General features: G+C 49.7%; 11 protein-coding genes. All 11 read right to left on the reverse strand.

The genetic code is table 11. The annotated features are described in order from the left end of the window. Positions 1–42: 42 nt before the first annotated feature. Positions 43–759, reverse strand: coding sequence for an ABC transporter ATP-binding protein (locus ACYZT5_RS07500; protein WP_462050520.1), 717 nt, complete (start codon positions 757–759; stop codon positions 43–45). After that, positions 756–1,631, reverse strand: a complete 876-nt coding sequence (locus tag ACYZT5_RS07505) for an ABC transporter ATP-binding protein (protein WP_462050521.1) — start codon at positions 1,629–1,631, stop codon at positions 756–758. Before ACYZT5_RS07505 ends, ACYZT5_RS07500 begins: the two co-directional genes overlap by 4 nt. After that, a complete protein-coding gene (livM, locus tag ACYZT5_RS07510) occupies positions 1,628–2,905 on the reverse strand; it encodes a high-affinity branched-chain amino acid ABC transporter permease LivM (RefSeq protein ID WP_462052208.1) in 1,278 nt (425 codons plus the stop codon). Before livM ends, ACYZT5_RS07505 begins: the two co-directional genes overlap by 4 nt. A gap of 59 nt (positions 2,906–2,964) precedes the next feature. Next, positions 2,965–3,879, reverse strand: a complete 915-nt coding sequence (locus ACYZT5_RS07515) for an ABC transporter permease subunit (RefSeq protein WP_462050522.1) — start codon at positions 3,877–3,879, stop codon at positions 2,965–2,967. Between the two features lie 179 nt (positions 3,880–4,058). Continuing rightward, positions 4,059–5,186, reverse strand: coding sequence for a branched-chain amino acid ABC transporter substrate-binding protein (locus tag ACYZT5_RS07520; protein WP_462050523.1), 1,128 nt, complete (start codon positions 5,184–5,186; stop codon positions 4,059–4,061). 535 nt (positions 5,187–5,721) lie between these two features. After that, positions 5,722–6,459: an AraC family transcriptional regulator gene (locus ACYZT5_RS07525; protein WP_462050524.1), complete on the reverse strand. Its 738-nt coding sequence runs from the start codon at positions 6,457–6,459 to the stop codon at positions 5,722–5,724. Positions 6,460–6,920: 461 nt separating this feature from the next. Next, positions 6,921–7,835 (reverse strand): glutamate/aspartate ABC transporter substrate-binding protein, encoded by a 915-nt coding sequence (locus tag ACYZT5_RS07530; protein ID WP_462050525.1) that lies wholly within the window; start codon positions 7,833–7,835, stop codon positions 6,921–6,923. 121 nt (positions 7,836–7,956) lie between these two features. Further along, positions 7,957–9,123, reverse strand: a complete 1,167-nt coding sequence (locus tag ACYZT5_RS07535) for a trans-sulfuration enzyme family protein (protein WP_462050526.1) — start codon at positions 9,121–9,123, stop codon at positions 7,957–7,959. A gap of 55 nt (positions 9,124–9,178) precedes the next feature. After that, a complete protein-coding gene (hglS, locus tag ACYZT5_RS07540; protein ID WP_462050527.1) occupies positions 9,179–10,585 on the reverse strand; it encodes a 2-oxoadipate dioxygenase/decarboxylase HglS in 1,407 nt (468 codons plus the stop codon). Between the two features lie 181 nt (positions 10,586–10,766). Beyond that, positions 10,767–11,231 (reverse strand): RidA family protein, encoded by a 465-nt coding sequence (locus ACYZT5_RS07545; protein WP_462050528.1) that lies wholly within the window; start codon positions 11,229–11,231, stop codon positions 10,767–10,769. A gap of 61 nt (positions 11,232–11,292) precedes the next feature. Next, positions 11,293–12,465 carry an NAD(P)/FAD-dependent oxidoreductase gene (locus ACYZT5_RS07550; RefSeq protein ID WP_462050529.1) on the reverse strand — a complete coding sequence of 391 codons (1,173 nt, stop codon included), beginning with the start codon at positions 12,463–12,465 and terminating at the stop codon, positions 11,293–11,295. Positions 12,466–12,743: the final 278 nt, after the last annotated feature.

The following is a 12,743-nucleotide window of genomic DNA, read 5'->3' on the forward strand; positions in this document are numbered from 1 at the left end:
AATAAAATGTCACTGATATATAGTCAAGACATAAAACTAGGTTTAGTGGCCACCGAGGTACGCATTACGTACCTCGTCATTGCTTAGCAACTCCTGCCCTGTGCCAGTCATGCGAATCTCACCATTAACCATCACATAAGCGCGGTCAGAGAGTTTCAAAGCATGATTGGCATTTTGCTCAACTAGGAATATGGTCATTCCAGTCGATGCTAGCTCTCGTAAAATACTGAATATCTGTTTAACTACGATCGGTGCGAGCCCGAGGCTTGGTTCATCTAATAGCAGCAGTTTTGGCCGGCTCATGAGAGCACGGGCTATAGCAAGCATCTGCTGTTCGCCACCTGACATCGTCATGGATCGCTGATTTCGTCTCTCTTTAAGTCTTGGAAAAAGATCAAACATTCGCTGCATGTCCGACTGGGCGTGTTTATCTCCGATCGGAATCGTACCCATCATGAGATTTTCTTCTACAGACATATCTGGAAAAACGCGTCTCCCCTCGGGCGACTGTGCTATTCCGTTAGATGCAATGTAATGTGCAGTTTTTTGAGTGATGTCTACACTGTTATAAATAATTTGCCCACTTGCGGCGCGTGGCTGCCCAAAAATGGACATCAACAGCGTCGACTTACCCGCGCCATTAGAGCCAATCAAGCTGACAGTCTCACCCTCATTGATATGAAGAGAAACTTTCTTGAGCGCCTGGATAGGGCCATAAAAGACATCAACATCTTTAAGCTGGAGGATAGATCGACTCATACTAATTCTTCCTCGTCAGCGCCGAGGTACGCTGCAATTACTTTTGGATCATTACGGATCTGGTCAGGCTTTCCGGTGGCGATGACACTGCCGTGGTCTAATACGACAATGTCATCGGAGATTCCCATAACCATTCCCATGTCGTGCTCAATAAGCACTATGGTCATGTCATGGTCATCTCGCAGTTTGCGTATCATGCCACTGAGCTCTTCGGTCTCCTGAGGATTGAGTCCTGCGGCTGGCTCATCTAAACATATGACTTGAGGGCGGGTGCACATCGCTCTGGCAATTTCCAGTCGACGCTGTTGCCCGTAAGACAGTTCACCCGCGAGGCGATTGGCACATTCAACAAGATTGACTACTTCCAACCAATAAAAAGCTGTATTAAGTGCCTCCTCTTCGGCTTTGCGATAACCCGGGGTGTTAAGGATGCCTGCCAACATACTGCGATTAATCCACATATGCTGGGAAACCAGGAGGTTTTCGACCACCGACATCTCTTTAAAAAGTCGGATGTTTTGAAATGTTCTCGCAAGACCGGCGCGATTAACCAGGTGGGTACCGCCGAACATCTTGTACCAAACACGACTGGCAAAGCTCGCTGGAGAGACAAAATCCGTTGCTTTGAAAGATTCGCCTAGCAATTTAATAACGTTGGTTTCCCTCCCATGAGTATTTAGCTCAATCCGCCCACCAGTAGCTTTATAAAAACCAGTCAAACAGTTGAAAACTGTAGTTTTGCCAGCACCGTTAGGGCCAATGAGCGCAAAAATCGAATTGCGCTTAACTTGAAGACTGACATCACTAAGCGCCTTGATGCCACCAAAGTGCATCATCAGGTGCTCCACAGAAAGAACGACTTCGTTATTCATTTCGCGCCCTCCAAGTTAGTCATTACCCCTTTCCTGGGTTTAACGCCGACGCGGGTAACTCGGATCAGACCACGGGGCCGCCAAATCATCATGAGCACCATGAGAACGCCAAATAGCAATACGCGATATTCGGAGAAGCTACGTAGTAACTCGGGAGCAACAGTCAATACGAAAGCGGCAATAACAACACCTAAAGTTGACCCCATACCTCCAAGCACAACAATGGCGAGGATTAAAGCGGACTCGAAAAAGGTAAACGAAGTCGGATTGACGAACCCTTGATAGGTTGCAAAGAAGACACCCGCCAAACCCGCTGTAGAGGCGCCAATGGTGAACGCCGACAACTTTACCAATACGTGATTAAGTCCCATCGCTCGACAGGCGATTTCATCCTCTCGCAACGCTTCCCACGCGCGACCAAGCGGCATGCGGGTTAAGCGATGCTTGATGTACAAAACAGCCAACACCGTGAGAAAGAGCACACCATAGATGAAAATGAATTTCAGATCGGCGTTATATTCGAAGCCGAAGTATTCATGAATAGGTACACCACCCTCTCGAGCTCGACGTCCGAACTCCAAGCCAAAAAATGTTGGAGAAGGCACCGCCACACCATTAGGGCCACCAGTAAAGGAGAGCCAATTGTTCAAGATCAAACGGATGATTTCACCGAATCCCAAGGTCACAATTGCCAGGTAGTCACCATGCATACGTAATACTGGAAATCCGAGAATGCAGCCTGCTAGCGCAGCGGCGATCGCGGCCAATGGAAGTGCAGACCAAAAGCCCAGTCCAAGATACTGGTAACCCAGTGCCAGCCCATAAGCCCCAATTGCATAAAAGCCCACGTAACCAAGATCGAGAAGACCGGCAAGACCGACGACCACATTCAGGCCTAAACCTAGCAGAACGTAGATAAGCCCCAGAATTACGACTGCCAGCATGTATTTGTTAGCAAAGACCGGAAAGATCAACGCGATGAGGATCATTGCAGGGATGATCCAGCGCAGACGCGAGCGGTAGTCGGGGGCGGAAACAGTTACACCACTTTCGCTACTGGCAAAGCGTTCTGCCATTGCACGTCCGAAACTTGACTGTAAAAAAACGCTTAGTACAAAACGCCCAATCATAACAACGCCCACCAGCCACGCGACGCGAGCCGGGTGAAGATCAAAACTGTAACCATCAAGCACTACCCCAACGATAGGGCCGAATACGATTACAGCAAGCAAACCAGCCACAACTGACTCGATTAGGGACTTTTTCAAATCCATGGTGCGACTCGTCGATGCCGTGCTTTCTAAGCTTTTACTTACGGATACAGAAGCCATGTTCACACCTTCGCAACCAGAGGACGACCGATGAGACCCTGAGGGCGCAAAATAAGGATTAGTACGAGCAAACCAAAACTGAATACATCTTTATAATCGGAGTTCACAAGCCCAGCGAACTGAGATTCAGCAACACCTAATATAATTCCGCCGAGCATGGCACCTGGCAATGAACCTATACCGCCCAATACCGCAGCAGTGAATGCTTTAATGCCCAAAATAAATCCAGCATAAAAGTCAAACGTTCCATAATTCATAGTGATTAACAGACCGGCCAGAGCAGCCATTCCAGCACCAATAGCAAAAACGTAAGAGATTACCCGATTGGTATCAATACCCAAGATCGATGCCATCTTCCGATCTTGTTGAGTAGCGCGGCACATGCGGCCTAGCTTGGTATACTTAACAATATAAGTTAAAACACCCATGCCCATTAATGCAGCGACCAGGATGAACACCTTCGTATATGTCAACTGGACAAACCCTCCACCAACTGCCACCTGAAAGGCACCATCGAGGAATGTAGGTATTCCCTGCTGTTTGGCTCCTTGACTGATCTGAACGTAGTTCTGAAGAATCAAAGACATCCCGATCGCGCTGATCAATGGTGCGAGACGAGTAGAGTTACGAAGTGGCTTGTATGCCACGCGTTCAATCACGACCCCATATACTGATGTTACGACAACACAGAAGATCAAGGTTGCAAATATCAAAAATGCAAATGACTGGATACCAAAGAACGAAAAGAGTGCTAGGCCTATGGCGGATAGATATGCGGATACCATATACACATCACCATGGGCGAAATTTATCATCCCGATAATTCCGTAGACCATTGTATAGCCAATAGCTACCAGGCCATATACGGCCCCCAAAGTAAGGCCGTTAAAAAGCTGCTGGAAAACGAACTCATTCATCACGCAATCACCTCAGTGGAGCATTGAAAGCGCCGGTTAGACGCCGCACCTGTTTCTTATTGGAAATGGGCATCCTTGCCCAGCGCGAAACGCCATCCGAGGCTTATTATTTTTATTGCCACGAGCCCATGGCCAACCAACTCCAGGCAAACTTGGAAGGTCAGGTATTGCGAGAGAACTTACTTACTAATTTGCTTGTATTGACCGTCACCAGACCACTCATACACTACATAGTCGGAAACTTTCAGATCGCCCTTCGAGTCCCACTCTTTGCGACCCATCACGGTATCCACGGCGTTGTTTTTCAGCCATTGCGAGGCTTTCTCACCATCGTTTGCCTTCGCACCATTCAAAGCAGCCGCGATGGTTTGCATGGATGCATACGCGTAGAGCGTGTACCCCTCCGGTTCGTATCCCGCTTTTTTGAAGAACTGAACCACATTTTGCGATGCCGGATTGAGTCGAGGGTCTGCACCGTAGGTCATCAGAACGCCGTTGACGTACTTGGCACCACCTGCGGTGGTGACCAATTCGTTGGTAACCACTCCGTCGTCAGACATGAATACGGCATCAATGCCCTGCTCCCGCATTTGCCGTACCAAAGGGCCTGCTTCAGAGTGAAGCCCACCAAAGAAGACGGCTTGCGCACCGGTCTGTTTTATTTTCGTAACCGTTGCGTTGTAGTCCTTTTCACCCCGAGTAATGCCTTCGTAAAGAACTTCTTTAACTCCAAGTCTCGACATTTCCGCGCGAGTCGCGTCGGCCAGACCTTGGCCGTAAGTGTCCTTATCGTGGACGAGGGCAATCTTCTTCAACTTGAGGTTATTTACGAGATAGTCTGCGGCAACAATGCCTTGCTGATCATCGCGGCCACAGAGACGGAAAACACTCGTGAGTCCCCGCTCGGTAACTTTAACGTTGGTCGACGCGGGAGTGACCATCAGCACACCAGCATCGGCGTAGATCTCGGAGGCTGGAATAGTAGACGAGGAACAAAAGTGTCCAACTACCGCAACAACTTTGTCTTGGTCTACGAGCCTATTGGCCGCTGCTACCGCTTGCTTCGGCTCACAAGCATCATCACCTTTAACCAGGACGATCTTTTCCCCGTTAACTCCACCGTGAGCATTGACTTCGTCAGCTGCCGCCTGAGCCCCCCGCATATACTGTTCGCCGAACGATGCGTTTGCCCCGGTGAAGGGGCCTGCCACACCGATTCGTACGTCGGAGTACGCTGTGGAACTTAGGGTTAGAAGACCCAGACACGCTATTACCGGCAAACCTGTTACTTGGCTTCGCTTAGACATTGACTTCTGCTCCGTAGAATATTTGTTATGGTCACGTTACGGAAAAAGATCGGAAAGCGGGGGACGCCTTTTAGCGCCAAAATGCACAGACCCATCATTAGAGAATTCACTTTTTTGCGAACACCAATAACAACGAATCAGGGCGACGGCACGAAAACTAACAGCTTGATGGCTATCACTACGGACTCGCCTGCCCTCCCGACACCTACAATGCTACCGCTGCGCACCTACCTTGGCTTGCATCGGCTGGGCCAGATAACACGGTTTTTTGCACAGTTTGGTAGCCATAGATGCGATCGAAGGACATGACGACAAACGGCCGTCTATATAGGCGACGTTTCTTTGGGGAAAAGACAGCGTGCAGAAATCAGGGCAGTGAGGACGGCAGCAGGAACCATCAACCTGAAACGAAAAACGGGAGCAAATATGCTCTGATGGCATATGACAGACCGGCTTCTCTCTTTTAAGGGCAAAACCGGTTCAGAACTGATCAGAAAAGAAGATGGTGAGGAAGGAGGACTGACGCGACGATTACTTAAGCACGAACCTTAGTGTATCTGAAGTCGCGCGGGGTAAAGTGAGTAGCTGCTTTAAACTGCCGAGAAAAAGCGCTATGGTCAGAATATCCGCATTCTGTAGCGATCTCTGTCACACTTAATTTTGTTGATTCAAGTAATCCACAAGCTCGCTCGATACGCATCTGTAGGAGTAGCTGTTTCGGAGTGAGGTGAAATATCTCCTTGGTGAGTTTCTCCAATATATCTACAGAGATATTCACTCTCTCGGCCACCTCTGATATCAACAGTTTTTTATCGCTATCTTCTTCTAGTATTCTAAGAAACTCATTTAATCTTTTATAGTTTAGGTGTTTTTCGTCAGGCCTTGGTAGTCGACGTGAGACGCCAATCAACCCATGTATTTTGCCATCCGCCCCTCTAATTGGATATTTGGTACTCAGACACCATTGCCTCTTCCCGTCAGAGGAAAAGTACAAGCGCAATAAGTCAACGAGCCTATTACCTGTCGTTATAACATTCATGTCTTGGGCTAATGTGCTGTAGCCGCTAACAGGAAACAATTCATCAGCAGTACGCCCACATACTGCGTCCTTGCTCCGCGCACCACTTTGTTCCACAACGGCCCAATTAACTATTACATACCTACCTTCGACGTCTTTTACATAAAAAAGCACCTCAGGAAGCCTGTCAAATATATGCTCTAAAAGGGATAGATCCTGACCTACAGCTTTTAGCAAGTCTTCATAGCCATTCATAAAGTCTCCAAACTCATTATGAAATTCAAAATTTCGTATAGCTCACGCTATTTGACCGTCAGATTTTATCTTGCACCAGAATTTAGTGGGAGAGCAATATTAGTGAGAGAACATAGTTGATCAGTGGGCTACTTGACATGCAGAAAGCCGTACCTATTCGCCCGACAACCGAGCTTGGCAGTTGCTGCTGCCCCCGCACAAAACTCAGACTCCCCCTTTCCGCCAGGTGTGACAGCGCAGAGTCCTCCGCTCATCCACCGTGGGCTCCCTGATGAGGCTCCCTAAACGACTCTGCTCTGTGAGACCAGAAAAAATGCGCCTCTGACCTGTGTCAGGGCGCACTCTTTAGGTGACCAATAGCTCAATGCAAAGCGGCGAAACAATATCTGAGTGCTTGTTTCAAGGGTATGGCAGATACCTAAAAAGGTGTTAACCCTTCAGAAGGTAAGGTTGGCCAGAAATCAGGATTTCTTGTCGTCGACCGCTTTATCGGTCGGATTGGCGATCAGAGCCTTGACCTCGTCGCTCATCGGGAAGTTCAGGTTCAGGCCTTTAGGCGGGATGGGCTGCATGAACCATTTTTCGTAGATCTTGTCGATCTCGCCCGACTTATAGGTCGCGATAATCGCGTCATCCACGGCTTTCTTGAACAGCTCGTCGCCCTTGCGAATCATGCAACCGTAGACTTCCTGGGACTGTGGCGTGCCAGTAATGATCCAGTCGGTCGGCTTCTTGGCCTTGGCCATTTCACCGGCCAGCAAAGCATCGTCCATCATGTAGGCCACTGCACGGCCGGTTTCCAGCATCTGGAAGGACTCACCATGGTCTTTGGCGGAGATAATGTTCATGCCCATTTGCTTGTCGGCATTCATAGTCTTCAAGATCCGCTCAGGCGTGCCGCCGGCGGTGGTTACGACGTTCTTGCCTTTTAGATCGGCGAAATCTTTGTAGGGCGAATCTTTCTTGGCCAGCAGGCGGGTACTAATTTCGAAGATACCGACCGAGAAGGCAACCTGCTGCTGACGCTCTACGTTGTTGGTGGTGGAGCCGCACTCAATGTCCACGGTGCCGTTCTGCACCAGTGGGATACGGGTTTGCGAGGTCACCAAGTTGTACCTGACTTTCAGATTAGGCATATCCAGATTTTTTTTTATGGCTTCAACGATTTTCATCTGAATATCGTGAGAGTAGCCGACCGGTTTGCCGGACGCATCTGCAGTGTAAGAAAACGGGATGGAAGCGTCGCGATGGCCAAGGGTGATGGTACCGGACTCTTTGATCTTCTTCAGAGTGCCGGTGAGTTCGGCGGCGAAAACTGGCGTGCTGATCAGAGCAGCAGCGACAGCTGCGCCCAGGATATTGGGAACGATACGCATCAAATTTTCCTCGACATTGTTTTTATGGAGCCAGTCCTTTGGCTCTCTATGCTCGGAATACCTAGCGAGCGTTTAGGTTTAAGCTAACGGCACACCGATTTGGATTGGCTCAAATGCTCGATTATTGCGCCAATACGCTGAGTGCTTGTTCCAGGTCAGCAGTCAACATCTCAATAGGCTCAATCCCAACCGAAAATCTCAGTAGGTTTTTTGGCACCACGCTATCCGGGCCTTCAACCGACGCCCGATGCTCGACCAGGCTTTCCACACCACCGAGCGACGCTCCGATGATGAAAACCTTAAGCGCACAGGCGACGCGTTGTACGTCTTCGGGCGTACCTTTAATCAAGATCGACAACATACCCCCAAAGCCGTTGGTCATCTGACGTTTGGCTACGTCGTGCAATGGGTGACTCTCGAGTCCTGGGTACAGAACCTTCTCCACCAGCGGGTGGTTCTCGAAGTATTTTGCGAACTCCAGGGCGTTGAAGGATGCCCGCTCGAAACGCACGAATAACGTACGCATACCGCGCATTAACAGCCACGCTTCAAAGGATCCCAAGACCGCGCCTGACAGGTTGCGAATAAGGTTGATCTCGTCCCAGCGGTCATTTACTTCTTTGGTAATCAACACGCCAGCGAGAACATCGCTGTGCCCATTGAGGTACTTCGAACATGAATGAAATACGATGTCCGCGCCGAGCTTTAATGGGTGAGAGGTCACCGGTGGCGACACGCTCCCATCTACACACAAGATTCCTCCCACCTCATGCACTGCGTCAGCAGCATCAGCAATATCGATAATATCCCAGGTCGGATTTACCGGTGACTCGATCCATAGCAGTGCGGTATTCGGGCGAATTGCCTTACGCAGAGCGGTAGGGTCAGCTTGATCGAAAAAGCTCAGTGCAATACCACGCCGCTCTGCCAGTCGACGCATCCACTTCTGTGCGCCGTGGTACATCACTTGGGGGGCAAGAATATGTTGCCCAGACTGTATTGTCTCAAACACGGCAGTGCTAGCAGCCAGCCCGGAGGAGAAAACCCGAGCTTCCTTGCCACCCTCGAGTTTGGCTAGCAAGTTTTCGACTTGGATACAGGTGGGGTTGCCATAGCGGCCATACCGGATATTGCCGATCAGCTCGTAATTTTCGTCCCGGGCGAACGTGGTCGACGGATGGATCGACGGAACCACGGCCCCAGTTCGCTCGTCCACGAAATGGTCTGCTTGAACTACCAGTAGATTATTTAGAGAATTTTGATCGCCAACACCTTTTTCGTTGCTCATTTTTTCTCTCAACAATAAATTAAATTTAAACATCAACCCGTTGACACTGAAACGGTCACGCACCGGCCACTGGAAGAGGTAACTTCAGAACCGAGAAGCAGTGTTCAATCGAGCGGCTTTGCGCATCTGCATACAAATCGATTTCGTTGAAAACTTTCGCTCCAAGCGCTTTTTCGAACTCTTGCTGATCGGAACTGGTCGCGTATTCTGCAGGCCCACCTTCTCCCAAATTGGACTGAAATATTCCCGCAGCGCTTACTGGCAGAAAGTCTTCGTACACCAATGGTTCGCAGTGGACGTATCCACTCGAGATTAAATCCTCCAAGCTCGAGAGACTTTCCATGACGTGTTTTGGCGCTGAGTCGGTTACGAAATACTTGAAATAGGCGAGGCGTTGCTGACGCAATTCCTCATACGTGTCAGGAAATGCGTAAAAACTATTTTCTAATATCTCTTTATAACGATCTGCATTGCTCTCATTGGGGCTTTCACTCAGTTCTGAGCGTGCTTGAGCGAGCAGTTTATCGTATAGAGCACGACCTTCCTTCGTGAGCGCCACACCCCGTTGTTCGATTTCGCCAAATCGAGCACTGTGACTACCCTGGGCATCACTTTGGTCTGTAAACGCGACACGCTCTTCCAGCGCTTTAAAGCTCGTCTGACGCAATAAGATTGGACACTTTCGCCGAGGTGGGCCTTCTACTACGGCCTTCGGAGGAATTCCACAGGCCGCCATCCCCTCTTGGATCTTGTCGATGTCTAAAGTTCTTGGAGTAAGATGATTGATATGCGGCCCTTTAAACGCGACAACATCCGCGATCAGTCTGTGTTGGTCGTGAAGCCTTTGGTACTCGTCGGCACTGACAGTTGCACGGGTATGCCAGCGAAACGTCTCAAGTGCTTCTTTCACAAACTCTGAAGCTTCTTTCGGATTTAAACCGCCGTGTGCCTCAAAAGACAAAACAAGCTCTCGTGCTCTTGGAGTGAAGATGTCGCGTTTGGCCAGAATTGAAGTTGCGAGCTCTCGTAGTTCCTGGTTATCAATCAAATCCAGGCGCAGCAACGAAGTGAATACACGAAATGGGCAGGCCTTAAGCGACTCTTCGCTAGTGGCGCGAAACGCTGTTGCATGGACAGGAACGCCAGCCTTGCTCAGGTCGTAGTAACCTACTGGCACCATGCCCATTACCGCGAACAGGCGTTTCATCATATGAAGCTCTCCTGCCGTTCCAAGCCGGATTGCACCATGACGCTCAAGCGACAAGCGAGTGATCTCCCCTGTCCAGTACAACTGGTTTTCCAGCTCTGGACTTTCTTCGAGTGCCGTACGATTTGTCCGCTCAACGAGTTCCAGCAAATCGCCGTATAAAGGAACCTCAGCTTTATACATATCCGACATGGCTAATGAAAACCGTGAACGGATTTCATCTGAACTTGCGAACCCCTGCTGCGTTGTGCTCATGATAGTTTCTTCACGTTATTGATATGTTGAGATCTAACTTCATAGCAGGCTTGACAAGCCAAGTTTTATGAGGAACAAGCAGTGGTCGCCTTCGCACTGCGGCAGTGCTCATGTACACAGTGCGACGTTTTGGCGTGCCGCTTATCTCATTGGACTGCGCACTATGATCAAAACCAGTCTTTTATTCAGAGATTTCAAATATCGCTTCGATCTCCACTGAAATACCGCCTGGCAGCGAGACTGCGCCAACCGCAGAACGCGAATGATTACCCGCATCGCCCAAAACGGCCGTAAAAAGCTTGCTACATCCATCAATGACCTTCGGCTGATCAACATAGTCAGGAGCACTGTTCACCAAGCCTAAGACTTTCACGACTCCAACAATTCTGTCCAAGTCGCCAATTGCTAGTTTTGCGGTAGCGAGGAGTTGCAGGGCGATTGCCTGAGCATCTTGAGCTCCTCGCTCTGTTTCATAACCTGCCCCAAGTTTCCCTTTACAGAGAACGCCTTGCTCATTTCGAGGCCCTTGCCCGGATAAAAATAGGAGATTTCCAACTTGGTAATATTGCTTATAGTTGCCACCGAAAGGTGGCAATTCTGGAAGTCGCAATCCCAATTCAACGATCCGCTGCTCTACATTACTCACGATACTACCTCTCGACTTCTAAACACCTATGTAAAGTCCATAATTGGCTTAGGATCAGTCTTCAGTAGACGACTGATTCGACGATTGGCTTGTTATCGCGAATCCTTTCGTAACCTAAAGGGGACAAATCAAGGCTAGTAAAGCGACCGTGGACGATGAGCTCGGCAATCCCACGACCAGTCGCTGGAGAATGCATCACACCGTGTCCTGAGAAACCGGTCGCAATCAAAAAGTTTTTAATCTGATCATGAGCCCCTACGATCCCATTGTGATCGAGCAGATTCATCTCGTAGTGACCAGCCCAGGCGCGCTGCAACCTGATTTGTTCCATAGCAGGGATACGGTGAGCCAATTTCTCCCACAGCACCTCTTCAAGGAGGTAGTGAGCCGGCTCAAAGTCATCCTCTGGATGGGGATCTCTTGCCTCTTCGGGCGCAATTCCAGCAATGAAACCATCACCTTCTGGTCGGATCCATAATCCAGAATTGTCGAACACCATCGGGAAGCCGTCGCTCGGCAACGGCGCCTTGAAATGGAATACGGTACGTTTGCGTGGCTCAACAGGGAGTTTGATGTCCAGCCAACTGGCAACTTTGCCACCCGCAGGGCCGGCTGCGTTCACGCACCAGTCGCAAGGAAGAACGGTGCCGTCAGCAAGACGAACACCAGTCACCTGATCCCCCGACTTGTTGATGCTTGTGACCTCGCCCTGGACATATTCGGCGCCCAGTTGCTTCGCTTCACCTCGAACAAGCTGCAGCAGCGCCCAAGCGTCGAACCAGCCTTCGTTGGCGCTACCGTAAGTTGCGATACCGATATCATCAACGTTAAGCCAAGGATAACGAGCTACCGCTTCACCGGGTGTCAGTATGTCGATGCTGGCGCCTTGCTCACGCTGCATTAGTGCATTGTCGCGCTGCATAGCTACCGCATCATGAGAACCGAGCATGAGGTAACCGCGCTCATCAAATCCAATATCGGCCTCTTGCCCAAAATACTTCTTCACGTTCTTAAAGACATCAACGCTGAACAAGCTCATGCCAATGTTGAAGGGGCAGCCAAACTGGGTGCGGACGGAGGCGGCTGATAACGCGGTAGATGAGAACTGGTAGGTGCTGTCCTTCTCCACGACTTTAATCGAGCCTTCAAAACCTTCCCGGCGAAGAAAATAGGCGACGAAGCTACCGATAATGGCTCCGCCAACGATGACCACGGACTCAGATTTCTGGCCCATTGACTGTCCCCTTGTTGAGGTTGATCGAGACAGTAGTGTGCGGCGGCCTCGCAACGTTTGTCTTGAAAGCATCCCGTCAATAGGCACGGTTTTCTGCATAGTTTATTTTATGTTTTTTTGCTATTCCGCATCCGAACTGGATGCTCTGAGCATCAGAGGCACGTAGTGGAGCAAGCGAGTACCACCGCTAACCAGGTAGTAAATACGAGACATTACGGACTCGTACGAACGCAGTACTGATGCAGTCATCGGATTAATAGCGTTGTATCAAGCTGGAC

This window comes from Pseudomonas sp. LB3P14 (assembly GCF_054898045.1).

Excerpts from the sequence above, each read along its gene's own strand:
- ACYZT5_RS07500 (WP_462050520.1), bottom strand. The coding sequence starts at position 759 with ATGAGTCGATCTATCCTCCAGCTTAAAGATGTTGATGTCTTTTATGGC.
- ACYZT5_RS07505 (WP_462050521.1), bottom strand. The coding sequence starts at position 1,631 with ATGAATAACGAAGTCGTTCTTTCTGTGGAGCACCTGATGATGCACTTT.
- livM (WP_462052208.1), bottom strand. The coding sequence starts at position 2,905 with ATGGATTTGAAAAAGTCCCTAATCGAGTCAGTTGTGGCTGGTTTGCTT.
- ACYZT5_RS07515 (WP_462050522.1), bottom strand. The coding sequence starts at position 3,879 with ATGAATGAGTTCGTTTTCCAGCAGCTTTTTAACGGCCTTACTTTGGGG.
- ACYZT5_RS07520 (WP_462050523.1), bottom strand. The coding sequence starts at position 5,186 with ATGTCTAAGCGAAGCCAAGTAACAGGTTTGCCGGTAATAGCGTGTCTG.
- ACYZT5_RS07525 (WP_462050524.1), bottom strand. The coding sequence starts at position 6,459 with ATGAATGGCTATGAAGACTTGCTAAAAGCTGTAGGTCAGGATCTATCC.
- ACYZT5_RS07530 (WP_462050525.1), bottom strand. The coding sequence starts at position 7,835 with ATGCGTATCGTTCCCAATATCCTGGGCGCAGCTGTCGCTGCTGCTCTG.
- ACYZT5_RS07535 (WP_462050526.1), bottom strand. The coding sequence starts at position 9,123 with ATGAGCAACGAAAAAGGTGTTGGCGATCAAAATTCTCTAAATAATCTA.
- hglS (WP_462050527.1), bottom strand. The coding sequence starts at position 10,585 with ATGAGCACAACGCAGCAGGGGTTCGCAAGTTCAGATGAAATCCGTTCA.
- ACYZT5_RS07550 (WP_462050529.1), bottom strand. The coding sequence starts at position 12,465 with ATGGGCCAGAAATCTGAGTCCGTGGTCATCGTTGGCGGAGCCATTATC.